The organism is Pseudomonas sp. AC211 (assembly GCF_979258055.1).
In genome coordinates, this window is the sequence record NZ_OZ409830.1 from 1,649,227 (window position 1) to 1,664,964 (window position 15,738).

The following is a 15,738-nucleotide window of genomic DNA, read 5'->3' on the forward strand; positions in this document are numbered from 1 at the left end:
CCAAAGTATGAAAAATATGAATTTGAGTTATTTAAAGCAAGTCCTTACGATCCAACCCCATAAGCAGAAGGGTTATTCGGACAGGGGCAAACGCTCAGCCGACAAGGCCCAAACGCAAACCTGATGAGGAATAACTGATGGCCGGCAAGACGCTCTACGACAAACTTTGGGAAGCGCACGAGGTTAAACGGCGTGACGATGGCTCGTCGCTGATCTACATCGACCGCCACATCCTTCACGAAGTGACGTCGCCGCAAGCGTTTGAAGGTCTGCGTCTGGCTGGGCGCAAACCGTGGCGCATCGACGCCAACATCGCCACCCCAGACCACAACGTGCCGACCACGCTCACCGAGCGCAAAGGCGGCATCGCGGCCATCGCTGATGAAGTGTCGCGCATTCAGGTGCAAACCCTGGACGACAACTGCGACGAATTCGGCATTCTCGAATTCAAAATGAACGACATCCGTCAGGGCATCGTTCACGTCGTCGGCCCGGAGCAGGGCGCTACCTTGCCGGGCATGACCGTGGTGTGCGGCGACTCGCACACCTCGACCCACGGCGCATTCGGCGCGCTGGCCCACGGCATCGGTACCTCGGAGGTCGAGCACGTGCTCGCCACCCAGTGCCTGGTGGCCAAGAAAATGAAAAACATGCAGGTGCGCGTCGAAGGCCAGTTGCCGTTCGGCGTCACCGCCAAAGACATCGTGCTGGCCGTGATCGGCAAAATAGGCACCGCAGGCGGCAACGGCCACGCGTTGGAATTTGCCGGCAGCGCGATCCGCGACTTGTCGATTGAAGGGCGCATGACCATCTGCAACATGTCCATCGAAGCCGGCGCCCGCGTGGGCTTGGTGGCTGCCGATGAGAAAACCGTCGCCTACATTCAGGGCCGTCCATTCGCACCGAAAGGTGCCGATTGGGACGCCGCCGTTGAAGCCTGGAAAGACTTGGTTTCCGACGAAGACGCCGTATTCGACACCGTGGTCGAACTCAACGCCGCCGACATTCAGCCGCAAGTAACGTGGGGCACGTCGCCGGAAATGGTGTTGCCGGTTGACGCCAACGTGCCGGACCCGAGCAAAGAGTCCGACCCGGTGAAAAAAGACTCCATCGAACGCGCACTGAAATACATGGGCTTGGCCGCCAACCAGGCGATCACCGATATCCAGCTCGACCGCGTGTTCATTGGTTCATGCACCAACTCGCGTATCGAAGACTTGCGCGCCGCCGCCGTGGTCGCCAAGGGCCGCAAGGTGGCCTCGACCATCAAGCAGGCGATGGTGGTGCCGGGCTCCGGTTTGGTGAAAGCGCAGGCCGAAGAAGAAGGCCTGCACACCATTTTCCTCGAAGCCGGTTTTGAATGGCGCGAACCGGGCTGCTCCATGTGCCTGGCCATGAACCCGGACAAACTCGGCAGCGGCGAGCATTGCGCCTCTACCTCCAACCGCAACTTCGAAGGCCGTCAGGGCGCCGGTGGCCGCACCCACCTGGTGAGCCCGGCCATGGCCGCAGCCGCTGCGGTAACCGGCCGCTTTATCGACGTTCGCGAATTGACCCAGGCTTGAGGACCAGCACATGAAAGCGTTTACCCAGCACACCGGCCTGGTCGCTCCTTTGGATCGCGCCAACGTCGACACCGACCAGATCATCCCCAAGCAATTCTTGAAATCAATCAAGCGCACCGGCTTTGGTCCGAACCTGTTCGACGAGTGGCGTTACCTGGATGTCGGGCAGCCGAACCAAGACAACTCCACGCGCCCGATCAACAAAGACTTCGTGCTCAACCACCCGCGCTACCAAGGCGCCAGCGTATTGCTCGCTCGCGAAAACTTTGGCTGCGGCTCGAGCCGCGAGCACGCCCCGTGGGCACTGGAAGAGTACGGTTTCCGCGCCATCATCGCGCCGAGCTATGCCGACATCTTCTTCAACAACAGCTTCAAGAACGGCTTGCTGCCGATCATCTTGCCGGAAGCCGAAGTGGACGAATTGTTCGACCTGGTTGAAGCCAACGTCGGCTACCAACTGAGCGTCGACCTGGCCGCACAAACCGTGACTCGCGCCGACGGCAAAGTGATTGGCTTCGACGTCGATGCGTTCCGCAAACACTGCCTGTTGAACGGTCTGGACGATATTGGCCTGACCCTGCAGGACGCAGCGGCCATCAGCACGTTTGAAACCAAGCACCGCGCTTCGCAACCGTGGTTGTTTCGCGATTAAAAGCTGAACCTGTAGGAGAGGCTTCAGCCTCGATTCCTGGAAACGGGGAATCAAGCGCATCGAGGCTAAAGCCTCTCCCACAGAAAGCGCTCCGCACATAGAAGGACGTATCCATGACCAGCAACGCCCACGCTCAAGTCGTACAGAAACAATTCGGTGAACAGGCTGCCGCCTACCTGAGCAGTGCTGTGCACGCCCAAGGTCCTGAATTCGCTCTGCTACAGGCCGAGCTGGCCGGTCATGAGGCGGCGCGGGTGCTGGATTTGGGCTGTGGTGCCGGGCACGTCAGTTTTTATGCCGCGCCGTTGGTGCACGAAGTGGTGGCTTACGACCTGTCGGAGAAAATGCTCGACGTGGTCAACCATGCTGCTGCCGAGCGCGGGCTGAGCAATATCCGCACCCAGCACGGCGCTGCCGAGCAGCTGCCGTTCGCGGATGGCGAATTCGATTTCGTCTTCAGCCGTTATTCGGCGCACCACTGGAGCGACGTCGGCCAGGCGTTGCGCGAAGTGCGGCGTGTTCTGAAGCCGGGCGGGGTGGCGGCGTTTATCGACGTGATGTCGCCGGGCAAGCCGCTGCTCGACACCTATTTGCAAACCGTGGAAGTGCTGCGCGACACCAGCCATGTGCGCAACTACGCTGCCAGCGAATGGCTGCGCTTTATCAGCGATGCCGGCCTGCACACCCGCAGCTACAGCCGCCAGCGTTTGCAGCTGGAATACAGTTCGTGGGTGGAACGCATGCGCACGCCGCCAACCTTGCGCGTCGCGATTCGCGAACTGCAGCAAGCGATGGGCGCGGAAGTGCGTGAGTATTTCGAGATTGGTGAAGACGGTACGTTTAGTACGGATGTGTTGGTGGTTTGGGCTGAGAAGTAGGGCGTTGGGTTAAGGCTGCTGAGTCTTTGCGCGCAGTAAAGACGCAGATGCCTGTCTCACCACCGTCATTCCCGCGCAGGCGGGAATCCAGAGTCGTTCAGGAGGCGGTGTTCGACTTGGATTCTGGATTCCCGCCTTCGCGGGAATGACGGAGTTGGGTCAGATGGCACCGTCATTCCCGCGAAGGCGGCGGTTCGACGATTCGAAATCCAGAATGTAACGACGGGCGCTGTCGCTTGAAGGAGTCTGGATCTTCCCCCTTTCACGCAAAAAACGATGATGGTTTTTAAGGTTTTTGTACGACGCGCCCCAAAGCCCGTCCATTTATTAATTTGAGGAACCTATGAGCAAGCAAATCCTGATTCTCCCCGGCGATGGCATCGGCCCGGAAATCACCGCCGAAGCGGTGAAAGTGCTCGAGCTGGCGAACGACAAATTCCAGCTGGGTTTTGAATTCAGTGAAGACGTCATTGGCGGCGCTGCCATCGACAAGTACGGCGTGCCGTTGGCTGACGAAACCCTGGCCCGCGCCCAAGCTGCGGACGCCATCTTGCTGGGCGCCGTCGGCGGCCCGAAATGGGACAAAATCGAACGCGACATTCGCCCTGAGCGTGGCTTGCTGAAAATTCGTTCGGCCCTTGGGCTGTTCGCCAACCTGCGTCCGGCCATCCTGTATCCGCAACTGGCCGATGCCTCGTCGCTCAAGCGCGACATCGTTGCGGGCCTGGACATTCTTATCGTTCGCGAGTTGACCGGCGGCATCTACTTCGGCGCGCCGCGCGGCACCAAGCAACTGGAAAACGGCGAGCGTTTCGCCTTCGACACCCTGCCGTACAGCGAAAGCGAAATCGCCCGTATCGCCCGTGTCGGTTTTGACATGGCGCGCGTGCGTGGCAAGAAGCTGTGTTCGGTCGACAAGGCCAACGTGCTCGCCTCCAGCCAACTGTGGCGCGAAGTGGTTGAAGAAGTGGCCAAGGATTACCCGGACGTCGAACTCAGCCATATGTATGTCGATAACGCCGCCATGCAACTGGTGCGCGCGCCCAAGCAATTTGACGTGCTGGTAACCGACAACATGTTCGGCGACATTCTGTCGGATGAGGCTTCCATGCTGACCGGTTCTATCGGCATGCTGCCGTCCGCCTCGCTGGATGCCAACAACAAGGGCATGTACGAGCCGTCTCACGGTTCGGCCCCGGACATCGCGGGCCAAGGCATTGCCAACCCGTTGGCGACCATTCTCTCGGTGTCCATGCTGCTGCGTTACAGCTTCAACCAGAACGCGGCGGCCGATGCCATCGAGAAAGCGGTCGGCGTGGTGCTGGACCAAGGCTTGCGCACCGGTGATATCTGGTCGGAAGGCTGCAAAAAGGTCGGCACCCGCGAAATGGGTGACGCCGTAGTAAAAGCGCTGCGTGAGCTGTAAATAGCGGCGCCAAGCAACAACCGCTTTCGGGGTCGCACGGGCGACATCAACTCGGTTACTCTCTGCGACCCCCTCGAAAGCGGGGGTTCGTATTCATGTTTTCTTAAGGTGTAGTTGCGATGAAGCGTGTAGGTCTGATCGGTTGGCGCGGGATGGTCGGTTCCGTACTCATGCAGCGGATGCTCGAAGAGCAGGATTTCGACTTGATCGAACCGGTGTTCTTCACTACCTCCAATGTCGGCGGCCAAGGCCCGGCCGTGGGTAAAGACATTGCGCCGCTCAAAGACGCTTACAGCATTGAAGAGCTCAAAGGCCTCGATGTGATCCTGACCTGCCAGGGCGGCGACTACACCAGCGAAGTATTCCCTAAGCTGCGCGAAGCGGGCTGGAACGGTTACTGGATCGACGCGGCGTCCTCGCTGCGTATGGACGATAACTCGGTGATCGTTCTCGACCCGGTGAACCGCAAGGTCATCGACCAGGCGCTGGACGCCGGCACCAAGAACTATATCGGTGGCAACTGCACCGTCAGCTTGATGCTGATGGCATTGGGCGGCTTGTTCGAAGCCGGTCTGGTGGAGTGGATGAACGCCATGACCTACCAGGCGGCCTCGGGCGCCGGTGCGCAGAACATGCGCGAGCTGATCAAACAAATGGGCGCCACCCACGCCGCTGTCGCTGATGAACTGGCCAACCCGGCCAGCGCCATCCTCGACATCGACCGCAAAGTGGCCGAAGCCATGCGCGGCGACGCGTTCCCTACCGAAAACTTCGGTGTGCCATTGGCCGGCAGCCTGATTCCCTGGATCGACAAGGAATTGCCCAACGGCCAAAGCCGCGAAGAGTGGAAGGGCCAGGCCGAGACCAACAAGATTCTGGGCCGCTTCAAGAGCCCGATTCCGGTCGACGGCATCTGCGTTCGTATCGGCGCCATGCGTTGCCACAGCCAGGCGCTGACCCTGAAGCTGAACAAAGACGTGCCGCTGAGCGACATCGAAGGCCTGATCAGCCAACACAACCCTTGGGTAAAACTGGTGCCAAACCAGCGTGAGCTGAGCATCAAGGAACTGACCCCGACTGCTGTGACCGGCACCCTGACCGTTCCGGTTGGTCGTCTGCGCAAGCTGAACATGGGTTCGCAGTACCTGGGCGCCTTCACCGTGGGCGACCAACTGCTGTGGGGCGCCGCCGAACCGCTGCGCCGCATGCTGCGAATTCTGCTGGAGCGCTAATCGCCACACCCTTCTTTCTATAAAGAGAGAAGGGCGCACAGACAGACGCTTTAAAAAAACAGCCTTGGAGCGCACGGGTTAACGCCGGTGCAACACCAAGGCTGTTTTTTTATGTGCGGGCGGGTACAGTGCCGCTCCCCGCGTTACACCCGGCGTTCAACAGAGGTAGCAGCATGAGCCAGACTTTCGATATCGCCATCATTGGCGCCACCGGCACCGTCGGCGAAACCCTTGTTCAAGTGCTTGAAGAGCGCGAATTTCCTATTGGCAGCTTGCACCTGCTGGCCAGCATTGAATCGGCCGGCGCGTCGGTGCCGTTTCGTGGCAAAAACGTGCGGGTGCGTGAGGTCGAGAAATTCGATTTCGCTCAGGTGCAGCTGGTGTTTTTCGCCGCCGCCGAGCAGGTCACCCATAGTTTTGTCGCGCGTGCCCAGGCCGCCGGTTGCCATTTGATCGACTTGTCCGGCGCGCTGCCAGCCGCCGAGGCGCCGCTGCTGGTGCCCGAGGCCAATGCCGATGTGTTGAAACAGCTTAAAGCGCCATTCCAGATCAGCAGCCCGAGTCCTTGCGTGATTGCCTTGGCCGTCGCGCTGGCGCCTTTGCGCGCGGTGTTGGATATCCAACGGGTGACCACGACGGCATGTCTGGCAATTTCGAGTGTCGGTCGGGAAGGGGTGTCGGAACTCGCCCGACAAACAGCGGAATTGCTAAATGTGCGTCCGCTGGAGCCGCGCTTCTTTGATCGTCAGGTGGCTTTCAACGTATTGGCGCAGGTGGGTAAGCCGGATGCCAGTGGTTTCAGCCGCGTAGAGAAGCGCCTGGTTGAAGAGCTGAAAGCGGTGATGGCCAAGGCAGACCTCAAGGTGTCCGCCACCTGCGTGCTCGCGCCAGTGTTTTTCGGCGACAGCCTGAGCGTTTCATTGCAGTGTTCGAACGCCGTGGATGTGGCTGCCGTGAACGCCGCTTTGGAAGCGGCTGAGGGTATCGAGCTGGTGGAAGAGGGCGATTATCCGACCGTGGTCGGGGACGCCGTTGGCCAGGATGTGATCTATGTCGGACGGGTTCGTGCTGGATTCGACGATTTGTCCGAACTCAATTTGTGGATTGCGTCTGATAATGTGCGCAAAGGCGCCGCTCTGAACGCTGTCCAAATTGCTGAGTTATTGATAAAACACTATCTGTAAAAGATACTTACCTAGAAATTTGAAGAATCATTCTAGCTTGGCCTATCTTGGTACAACCGGGGGCTGAGCTGTTGTTGGTTGGGGAGCCGCCGCAAGGCGGAACAGGCAGCAACTGTAATAAGACCCTCTCGCAGTTCGAGAAGAAAGATAAAACAAGGGATATCGCTATGGCTCGGGTTCGCAAACTGGTGCTGGCAATCGCGGCTGCTTCGGCGCTGACGTCCGGTATGGCGCACGCGTTGGGGCTCGGGGAAGTGACCCTGAAGTCGGCGCTGAATCAGCCATTGGACGCAGAAATCGAACTCGTCGAAGTTCGGGATCTGGCTTCTAACGAGGTGGTTCCGAATCTGGCATCCCCTGAAGAATTCAATAAAGCCGGTATTGACCGTCAATACTTTCTAACTGATCTCAAGTTCACGCCGGTGCTCAAGCCTAATGGCAAGAGCGTTATTCGCGTGACTTCCAGCAAACCGGTTCGCGAGCCTTACTTGAACTTCCTGGTGGAAGTGCTTTGGCCAAGCGGCCGCGTGATGCGCGAATACACCCTGCTGCTCGATCCGCCGCTTTATTCCCCACAAACTGCCGCCGCTGCCGCGCCCAAGCCGCCTGTGGCTGCGCCGGCTGCCAAACCAGCCAGCAAGCCAGCCGCCGTTGCGCCTACAGCACGTCCAGCCGCACCGGTTGCCGCTGCGCCTGCGCCATCGGCACCTGCCGCCCGCCCGGCAGCGCCTGCGCCAGCTCCGGCACCTGCCGCCGCACCGGCTGGCAAAGTGGCCGACGACACCTACAAAACCACCTCCAGCGACACGCTGTGGGAAGTGGCCCAGCGCACCCGCTCCGGTGGCTCGGTGCACCAGGCCATGTTGGCCATTCAGGATCTCAACCCTGATGCCTTCGTCGACGGCAACATCAACCGCATGAAAAGCGGCCAGGTGCTGCGCCTGCCTGACGATCAACAGATCAAGTCGCGCTCGCAGAGCGAAGCGATTGCCCAGGTTGCGTCGCAGAACACCGCTTGGCGTGAGCGCCGTAGCGTAGCCGCCACTGGCGCTCGCCAGCTGGACGCCACCAAACGCGACACCGCTGGCGCCGCGCCTGCGAAAACCGACGACAAAGACAGCCTCAAGCTGTTGTCCGGTGATGCCGGTAAAGCCACTCGCGGCGCCGACAAAGGCACCGGTGGTGACACCAAGGCGCTTAACGACAAGCTGGCTGTTACCAAAGAAAGCCTGGATTCCACTCGCCGTGAGAACGACGAGCTGAAGAGCCGCATGGGCGATCTGCAAAGCCAGGTCGACAAGCTCAATCGCCTGCTCCAGCTCAAAGACAGCCAGATGGCCAAGCTGCAGGCCGACCTAGCTGCCAAAGCCAAACAGCCAGCCGCCGCAACTGCCCCAGCGGGCTCCTCGACGGCAACCGCAACGCCGAGCGCTTCGGCCGCGCCAGCCGCACCGGCCAAGGTCGAAACCCCTGCTCCAGCCACCGCCCCGAGCGCCGCTGCGCCAGCACCTGCACCGACCGTGGACGCCGCCAAGCCAGCTGAAACCACGCCAGCGGCCCCGGCTGCAACTCCTGCAACCCCAGCGCCGGCTGCGGCCGCAAGCGGCGAGACCGACTACAACTACAGCGAAGAACCGGCCGAGAAATCGGCTGCTGAAGCCGCCAAAACCCCAGCCGAAGCCGCGCCGGTCCCAGCGCCAATGCCCAAGCCAGCCGAAGCTCCGGCCAAGCCGAAGCCCGCTGTCGTGTCCGCGCCTGAGCCAGCCGAAGAAACCAGCTTCGTCGATGACCTGATGGCCAACCCGATGATGCTTGGCATCGCCGGCGGTGGCGCGCTGTTGCTGCTGTTGATCGGCTTGATGGTGCTGTCGCGCCGCAACGCGCAGAAAGAAGCTGCGCTGCACAACGAGATTCACATCCACGAAGAGCAAAGCCCGTTTGACAACGATCTGGATACCCCAGATACCTCGTTCGCTGGCTTGGATGACGCCACCGACGACAACTTCGCACCGGTCAAAGAAGAGCGCGTGACCGCGCAAACTGGCGACGTGCTCGGCGAAGCCGACATCTACATCGCCTACGGCCGCTTCACCCAGGCTGCCGAGCTGCTGCAAGACGCCATCAACAACGAACCGCACCGCGCGGATCTGCGCTTGAAACTGATGGAAGTGCAAGCCGAGCTGGGCGACCAGGAAGGCTTTGCTCGTCAAGAGCGCGAGCTGAACGAAATCGGCGGCGCCCACAGCGAAGTTGAACAGTTGAAATCCCGCTACCCAGGCATGGGCGGTGCGGCAATGGGCGCGTTCGCTGGCGTCATGGCTGCCTCGGCGCTTGATAACCACAACGATGATTTCAACAACAGCGACGCTGACAACTTCAGCCTCGACGACCTGACCCTCGACGAACCTGCGCCACTGGCCGCTCAGCCAGCCGACGACATGGACTTGAGCCTGGACGACCTGGAAGCTGAACTGGATCGCGACCTGAACGCCGCCGGCAACGACTCGCTGAACGACTTCGGTGATCTGAGCCTGGACGACGAGCTGGCGCTGTCTTCGACTACTAGCCCAGCCGCCAGCGGCATGAGCGACCTGGACTTCGACCTGAGCCTGGACGACACCCCAAGCACCACCAGCAACGCCGCTCTCAGCGACGATCTGGCCGACTTCAGCCTGGATCTGGACGAGCCGAAAGCCAGCGCCACCAGCGAAGAAGACGACTTCCTGCTGAGCCTGGACGACGACCTCAACAGCACCACCAGCAGCAATGATTTCGCTGATCTGAACTTGGAGCCTGACGCTACCCCAGAGCTGCACGCTGGCCTGGACGCCGAGCACGAGCTGCCAGCCGACTTCGACCTGTCGCTGGCTGACGATGAGCCAAGCGCACCGGTATCCAACGAAACGTTCGCGGCCAAACTGGACGAAGTGACTGCCGAGCTGGATCAGATGAATGACAAGCTGGACCTACCAGAAGAAGACGACTTCGACTCGTTGATCGCTCCAGCTGCTAGCCCATCGGTGGCCAACCTGGACGCCGACGATGACTTCGACTTCCTCTCCGGTACCGACGAAACCGCCACCAAGCTCGATCTGGCCCGCGCCTACATCGACATGGGTGACTCCGAAGGCGCCCGCGACATCCTCGACGAAGTGATCAGCGAAGGCACCGACGTTCAACAACAGGAAGCGCGCGAGCTGATCGCCCGTATCGTCTGATTAATGACTGAAGCAATACCCACAGCGGCGGCCGAAATGGCCGCCGTTGGCTTTTCCAGAATTGCCCTTGGCGTTGAGTACAAAGGCTCCCGTTACCGTGGCTGGCAGCGCCAGGCCTCGGGTGTGGCGACTGTCCAGGAAGAACTGGAAAAAGCCCTGTCGCGGGTCGCCGATTCGCCGGTCACGCTGCTGTGTGCGGGCCGCACCGACGCTGGTGTTCACGCCTGCGGGCAGGTTGTGCACTTTGACACCCAAGCCGAGCGCAGCCTGAAAGCCTGGGTGATGGGCGCCAATATCAACTTGCCCCACGACATCAGCGTGACGTGGGCCAAGGTGATGCCGGCGCACTTTCACGCCCGCTTCAAAGCCATCGCCCGGCGCTACCGCTACGTCATCTACAACGACCAGATCCGACCGGCGCATTTGGGTGAGGAGATCACCTGGAACCACCGGCCGCTGAACGTCGAGCGCATGCGCGAAGCGGCTCAGTATTTGGTCGGTGAGCATGACTTCAGCGCCTTCCGCGCCGGCCAATGCCAAGCGAAATCGCCGATTAAAAAGATGCACCACCTTCGTGTGACGCAGCACGGCAAAATGATTGTGCTGGACCTGCGCGCCAACGCCTTTCTGCACCACATGGTGCGCAACATTGCCGGCGTGCTGATGACCATTGGCGCGGGCGAGCGGCCGGTTGAGTGGATGAAAGAGGTGCTGGAGTCGCGTATTCGCCGCACCGGCGGGGTGACGGCGCATCCGTTTGGCTTGTACTTGGTGCAGGTCGAATACCCCGCGGAGTTTGTGTTGCCGGAGCGCTATATCGGGCCGCATTTCCTCTCGGGTCTGCCGGACCTTGGCTGACGCCTGCCGATTGCCTTTGCTACCATTCCAGGCCTTGTGTTCAACAGCCGGTTATTCAGGTGTCTGCCGTGTCCGTCGTTCGTAGCAAAATCTGTGGCATCACCCGCCTTGAAGACGCACTCGCGGCCATCGAGGCGGGCGCCGACGCGTTGGGTTTCGTGTTCTTCGCCAACAGCCCGCGGGCGATGACGGCAGAGCGAGCCGCCGCCATCATCGCCGCGCTGCCGCCATTCGTGACCACGGTCGGGCTATTCGTTGATATGCCGCGCACTGAGTTGGAAGCCTTGCTGCAACAGGTGCCGCTGGACCTTCTGCAATTCCATGGCGACGAAACGGCAGCCGATTGCGCCGGTTATGGCCGCCCGTATGTCAAAGCCCTGCGGGTGCGTACCGGCGATGACGTTGCGGCAATGATCGCGCGCTACCCCGAGGCTTCAGGCATTCTGCTGGACACCTTTGTCGCCGGCATTCCGGGTGGCACCGGTGAAGCGTTTGACTGGGCGTTGGTGCCAAGCCAGGCGAGCAAGCCGATCATCTTGGCCGGTGGGCTGACGCCTGAGAATGTGCGCGCCGCGATTGAACAGGTGCAACCGTATGCCGTGGATGTCAGCGGCGGGGTAGAGCAGAGCAAAGGCATTAAAAGTGCGTCGAAAGTGCAGGCGTTTATTCGCGCTGTTAAGGGGGCTTGAAACGCCCGCCAGGCATGTGACGGTTGGCCATCATGTGCCGTCCATAACCCTGTCGCTGCGCAAGGCGCGTGAACTTCGCCGTCTCGTTGCGGTTAAACCCATACGGCAACGAGCGGCATCAGCGGGTCTGAGGCGGTACCTCAGGTGATCGACCGGACCGCAAACCTGAATTTTTTGCTTTGCGACAGGCAGCGGTAACGCCGCCTGTACAGGCCAACAGCTTTGGAGAATGAGTGCATGAGTAACTGGCTGGTAGACAAGCTGATCCCATCGATCATGCGTTCCGAGGTGAAAAAGAGCTCTGTCCCCGAGGGCTTGTGGCACAAATGCCCATCCTGCGAAGCGGTGCTTTACCGTCCTGAGCTTGAGAAAACCCTGGATGTTTGCCCTAAGTGCAACCACCACATGCGCATCGATGCCCGCGCCCGTCTGGACATTTTCCTCGACCCCGAGGGCCGCGAAGAAATCGCCGCTGATCTCGAGCCGGTTGATCGCCTGAAATTCCGCGACAGTAAAAAGTACAAAGACCGCCTCACCGCGGCGCAAAAGCAGACCGGCGAAAAAGATGCGCTGATCGCTATGCGCGGCACCTTGCAAGACCTGCCTGTGGTCGCGTGCGCGTTTGAGTTCGCCTTCATGGGTGGCTCGATGGGCGCCATCGTCGGCGAGCGTTTTGTTCAGGCCGCCAACGTCGCGCTGAAAGAGCGTTGCCCACTGGTGTGCTTCGCCGCCTCCGGTGGCGCGCGTATGCAGGAAGCGTTGATCTCGCTGATGCAAATGGCCAAGACTTCGGCCGTATTGGCCCGCTTGCGTGAAGAGGGCGTGCCGTTTATTTCCGTACTGACCGACCCGGTCTACGGCGGCGTGTCGGCCAGCTTGGCCATGTTGGGTGACGTAATTGTCGCTGAGCCCAAAGCGCTGATCGGTTTCGCTGGCCCGCGAGTGATCGAGCAAACCGTGCGTGAAAAGCTGCCGGAAGGCTTCCAGCGCAGCGAATTCCTGCTGGCCCACGGCGCCATCGACATGATCATTTCCCGTCAGGAATTGCGTCCTCGTCTCGCCCGTTTGCTGGCGCAAATGCAGAACCTTCCGACCCCGGTCGCCATCCCTGCGCCTATCAGCGCATGACCCAGCCCACGGTGCAGCGCAACCTGGCTGAGTGGTTGAGCTATCTGGAGCAGTTGCACCCGGTGGCCATCGACATGGGCCTGGACCGCACTCGCGAGGTGGCCAGCCGCCTCGGTCTGGGGCGGCCGGCGGCGAAAGTCATCACCGTGACCGGCACCAATGGCAAAGGCTCAACCTGCGCCTTTCTCGCCTCGCTGCTTGCCGAGCAGGGGCTGAAAGTGGGCGTCTACAGCTCGCCCCACCTGCTGCGTTACAACGAGCGCGTGCAAGTGGCGGGAGTGGAAGCCACTGACGCCGCGCTTTGCGAAGCCTTCGCCGCCGTTGAAGCGGCCCGTGGCGAAACGTCCCTGACCTATTTCGAAGTTGGCACCCTGGCCGCGTTCTGGTTGTTCCAGCGGAGCGGCCTGGATGCGGCGGTATTGGAAGTAGGCCTGGGCGGTCGACTGGACACGGTCAACCTGATTGATCCTGATCTGGCGCTGATCACCAGCATTGGCCTCGACCATGCGGACTACCTGGGCGACACCCGTGAGTCGGTAGCATTCGAGAAGGCCGGCATTTTCCGCGCTGGCGTACCGGCTATTTGTGGCGATTTGAAACCACCGGCGCCGATTCGTGAAAAAGCCAGCTCGCTCCCTTGCCCATTGCTGCTGCGCGGCCCCGATTACGACCTGGCGTTTGGCGAGCACAGCTGGCACTGGCGTGGCTTCAACGCCGCCGGCGAGCCACTGAGCCTGCATGACCTGCCGCTGCTTGATCTGCCCATGGAAAACGCCGCGCTGGCACTGCAGGCCTACGCCATGCTCGACCTGCCTTGGCAGCCTGACCAATTGGTCACTGCGCTGCAACGCACGCGGGTGACCGGCCGCCTCGATCGCCGCGCAATAAATTGGCATGGCAAGGCACTCACGCTGTTGCTGGATGTTGGGCATAATCCCCACGCCGCCGAGTATTTGGCGCAGCGCCTGGCAGATCGCCCGGTGGCGGGCAAACGCCTGGCGGTGTTCGGTTTGTTGGCCGATAAAGATTTACCCGGCGTACTCGCCCCGTTGCTCACACAGGTGGCGACTTGGGCCGTGGCGCCGCTGCCAACGCCGCGCAGCCGGCCCGCCGCCGAGTTGCAGGCCGCGCTGCTGAACCTGGGCGCACGCGTTGAAGCGTATGGCGACATCGCCGCAGCCTTAGAAGCGCAACTGCAGCAGGCGACGGCAGAAGACGAAATTCTGTTGTTTGGTTCTTTTTACTGCGTGGCCGAGGCCCTGGAATGGCTGGCCCGCCATGCCATGGGAGAAGTGGGGAATGGCTTTGCTGGATAAAGGATTGAAGCAGCGGATCGTCGGCGCCTTGGTGCTGATTGCCTTGGCGATCATCTTCTTGCCGATGCTGCTGTCGCGCCAGGATGAATCCCGCCACGTCGTGGTCGAGGCTCCGGCTATGCCACAAGCGCCCGCCATGCCGGAAGTGGCGCAAGAGCCGGTGTCGGTGCCAGAGCCAGAATTGCTGCCCGAAGAGCCCGTGCCGGTCGAGCAGGTGGCAACTACGCCAGCCCCGCTTCCGACTACTCCTAGCGCATTGCCGCCGCCGACCACGCCTATCGCTCCGGCGCCTCCCGCACCGCCAGCCAGCAAGCCGCCGGCTACTGCCAGCGCCACGCCGGCGGCGCCTCCTGCCGCTGCGGCGACGCAAAATCGCCTGGATGCCAACAGCTTGCCGATCAGTTGGTCGATTCAACTGGCCAGCCTGTCCAACCGCGCCAGTGCCGAAAGCCTGCAGAAAACGCTGCGTAGTCAGGGCTATAACGCCTACATTCGCAGCGCTGAAGGCATGAATCGGGTATTTGTCGGGCCGCTGATTGAACGCGCCGAGGCGGATCGCCTGCGTGATCAGTTGACCAAGCAGCAAAAACTCAAAGGCTTTGTGGTGCGTTTCCAGCCGGAAAGTAGCTGATGGGCCGGTAAGAGCATCGCGGCTGAAGCCGCTTCCACAGGAATGTACGATTCTTGGGAGCATCTTTGCCGCGACGCTTTCAGCAGTTAGGTTGCGTCGGTAAGCTCTTCGAGCACAGCGCAACCCAGTGCGCCATCAGCATTTTCGCCAAGCGGCCGGGATTTAATCGGTGTTCGATAAATCCCGGCTTACTCCTTTTCCGAACGCTCTGCTAAAATCCCGCGCCTCTTCCGTCGGTAGGCCTGTAACGTGCCATTTACCTGGGTCGATTGGGCGATCATCGCCGTTATCGCAATTTCCAGTTTGATCAGCTTGAAACGCGGCTTCGTCAAAGAAGCGCTGTCGCTGGTAACTTGGATCATTGCTGGAGTCGTGGCCTGGATGTTCGGCGGCGCGCTTTCCCAGCACCTCGTGGATTACATCGACACCCCCTCTGCCCGCGTCATCGCCGGCTGCGCCATTCTCTTCGTGGCCACATTATTAGTGGGTGCCCTATTTAATTTTCTTATTGGCGAGCTGGTTCGCGTTACCGGACTATCGGGCACTGACCGCGTGCTAGGCATGGTGTTCGGTGCCGCACGGGGCGGTTTGCTGGTGGTGTTGCTGGTCGGATTATTGAGCCTGGCGCCTGTTACTCAGGACGCCTGGTGGAAAGAGTCATCACTGGTGCCGCACTTTCTGATCGTGGCGGACTGGTCGAAAAACATGATTCTTACCCTGGCCAGTCAATGGCTGGCCAGCGGTGTGAGCGGGCCGGCAGAACTGTCGTTTAAAGATGTTCTGGCGCCAAAGCCGTTGTAGAAGTCAGCAGTTGCGGTAATTCAGAAACGTAGCGAGCAAACGTTAGGCGAGGCGAAAGCAGGTGAAAAAAGCGGAGTTGGCTCTAGCCAATGAGCATTTTTGAATCCTGTTTTCAACGAAGCCTAGCCGAGCGCAGTTGTTCAGAAACGTAGCGAGCGAA

The 15,738-nt window shown here is 60.7% G+C and carries 13 protein-coding genes; all 13 read left to right on the forward strand.

The window, feature by feature from the left end:
• The first annotated feature begins 137 nt into the window (after positions 1 to 137).
• The 13 genes from leuC to ACZZZP_RS08045 all read left to right on the forward strand — a co-directional run bounded on the left by leuC (position 138) and on the right by ACZZZP_RS08045 (position 15,578).
• Entirely contained in the window at positions 138 to 1,565 is a 1,428-nt protein-coding gene (gene leuC / locus ACZZZP_RS07985) for a 3-isopropylmalate dehydratase large subunit (protein ID WP_122497176.1), read from the forward strand.
• 10 nt (positions 1,566 to 1,575) lie between these two features.
• The gene (leuD, locus tag ACZZZP_RS07990; RefSeq protein ID WP_122497178.1) at positions 1,576 to 2,217 is read left to right on the forward strand and encodes a 3-isopropylmalate dehydratase small subunit; all 642 of its coding nucleotides are present in this window, start codon (positions 1,576 to 1,578) and stop codon (positions 2,215 to 2,217) included.
• A gap of 113 nt (positions 2,218 to 2,330) precedes the next feature.
• Positions 2,331 to 3,095 carry a class I SAM-dependent methyltransferase gene (locus ACZZZP_RS07995; RefSeq protein WP_463382350.1) on the forward strand — a complete coding sequence of 255 codons (765 nt, stop codon included), beginning with the start codon at positions 2,331 to 2,333 and terminating at the stop codon, positions 3,093 to 3,095.
• Positions 3,096 to 3,438: 343 nt separating this feature from the next.
• Positions 3,439 to 4,521, forward strand: coding sequence for a 3-isopropylmalate dehydrogenase (leuB, locus tag ACZZZP_RS08000; protein WP_463382351.1), 1,083 nt, complete (start codon positions 3,439 to 3,441; stop codon positions 4,519 to 4,521).
• Positions 4,522 to 4,640: 119 nt separating this feature from the next.
• Positions 4,641 to 5,753 (forward strand): aspartate-semialdehyde dehydrogenase, encoded by a 1,113-nt coding sequence (gene asd, locus ACZZZP_RS08005; RefSeq protein WP_122497184.1) that lies wholly within the window; start codon positions 4,641 to 4,643, stop codon positions 5,751 to 5,753.
• 173 nt (positions 5,754 to 5,926) lie between these two features.
• Positions 5,927 to 6,937, forward strand: coding sequence for an aspartate-semialdehyde dehydrogenase (locus tag ACZZZP_RS08010; protein ID WP_122497186.1), 1,011 nt, complete (start codon positions 5,927 to 5,929; stop codon positions 6,935 to 6,937).
• A gap of 167 nt (positions 6,938 to 7,104) precedes the next feature.
• Positions 7,105 to 10,155, forward strand: coding sequence for a FimV/HubP family polar landmark protein (locus ACZZZP_RS08015; RefSeq protein ID WP_463382352.1), 3,051 nt, complete (start codon positions 7,105 to 7,107; stop codon positions 10,153 to 10,155).
• A 36-nt stretch (positions 10,156 to 10,191) separates the two neighbouring features.
• A complete protein-coding gene (truA, locus tag ACZZZP_RS08020) occupies positions 10,192 to 11,013 on the forward strand; it encodes a tRNA pseudouridine(38-40) synthase TruA (protein WP_463384673.1) in 822 nt (273 codons plus the stop codon).
• 68 nt (positions 11,014 to 11,081) lie between these two features.
• Complete coding sequence (locus tag ACZZZP_RS08025; protein ID WP_463382353.1) at positions 11,082 to 11,702, forward strand: phosphoribosylanthranilate isomerase; 621 nt, start codon at positions 11,082 to 11,084, stop codon at positions 11,700 to 11,702.
• 237 nt (positions 11,703 to 11,939) lie between these two features.
• Entirely contained in the window at positions 11,940 to 12,830 is an 891-nt protein-coding gene (gene accD, locus ACZZZP_RS08030; RefSeq protein WP_122497194.1) for an acetyl-CoA carboxylase, carboxyltransferase subunit beta, read from the forward strand.
• Positions 12,827 to 14,146: a bifunctional tetrahydrofolate synthase/dihydrofolate synthase gene (gene folC, locus ACZZZP_RS08035; RefSeq protein ID WP_463382354.1), complete on the forward strand. Its 1,320-nt coding sequence runs from the start codon at positions 12,827 to 12,829 to the stop codon at positions 14,144 to 14,146. The genes accD and folC overlap by 4 nt, the downstream gene beginning before the upstream one ends.
• The gene (locus ACZZZP_RS08040; protein WP_463382355.1) at positions 14,130 to 14,777 is read left to right on the forward strand and encodes an SPOR domain-containing protein; all 648 of its coding nucleotides are present in this window, start codon (positions 14,130 to 14,132) and stop codon (positions 14,775 to 14,777) included. The genes folC and ACZZZP_RS08040 overlap by 17 nt, the downstream gene beginning before the upstream one ends.
• A gap of 249 nt (positions 14,778 to 15,026) precedes the next feature.
• Positions 15,027 to 15,578, forward strand: a complete 552-nt coding sequence (locus tag ACZZZP_RS08045; RefSeq protein ID WP_122497200.1) for a CvpA family protein — start codon at positions 15,027 to 15,029, stop codon at positions 15,576 to 15,578.
• Positions 15,579 to 15,738 lie beyond the last annotated feature (160 nt).

Excerpts from the sequence above, each read along its gene's own strand:
- leuC (WP_122497176.1), top strand. The coding sequence starts at position 138 with ATGGCCGGCAAGACGCTCTACGACAAACTTTGGGAAGCGCACGAGGTT.
- leuD (WP_122497178.1), top strand. The coding sequence starts at position 1,576 with ATGAAAGCGTTTACCCAGCACACCGGCCTGGTCGCTCCTTTGGATCGC.
- ACZZZP_RS07995 (WP_463382350.1), top strand. The coding sequence starts at position 2,331 with ATGACCAGCAACGCCCACGCTCAAGTCGTACAGAAACAATTCGGTGAA.
- leuB (WP_463382351.1), top strand. The coding sequence starts at position 3,439 with ATGAGCAAGCAAATCCTGATTCTCCCCGGCGATGGCATCGGCCCGGAA.
- asd (WP_122497184.1), top strand. The coding sequence starts at position 4,641 with ATGAAGCGTGTAGGTCTGATCGGTTGGCGCGGGATGGTCGGTTCCGTA.
- ACZZZP_RS08010 (WP_122497186.1), top strand. The coding sequence starts at position 5,927 with ATGAGCCAGACTTTCGATATCGCCATCATTGGCGCCACCGGCACCGTC.
- ACZZZP_RS08015 (WP_463382352.1), top strand. The coding sequence starts at position 7,105 with ATGGCTCGGGTTCGCAAACTGGTGCTGGCAATCGCGGCTGCTTCGGCG.
- truA (WP_463384673.1), top strand. The coding sequence starts at position 10,192 with ATGGCCGCCGTTGGCTTTTCCAGAATTGCCCTTGGCGTTGAGTACAAA.
- accD (WP_122497194.1), top strand. The coding sequence starts at position 11,940 with ATGAGTAACTGGCTGGTAGACAAGCTGATCCCATCGATCATGCGTTCC.
- folC (WP_463382354.1), top strand. The coding sequence starts at position 12,827 with ATGACCCAGCCCACGGTGCAGCGCAACCTGGCTGAGTGGTTGAGCTAT.
- ACZZZP_RS08040 (WP_463382355.1), top strand. The coding sequence starts at position 14,130 with ATGGCTTTGCTGGATAAAGGATTGAAGCAGCGGATCGTCGGCGCCTTG.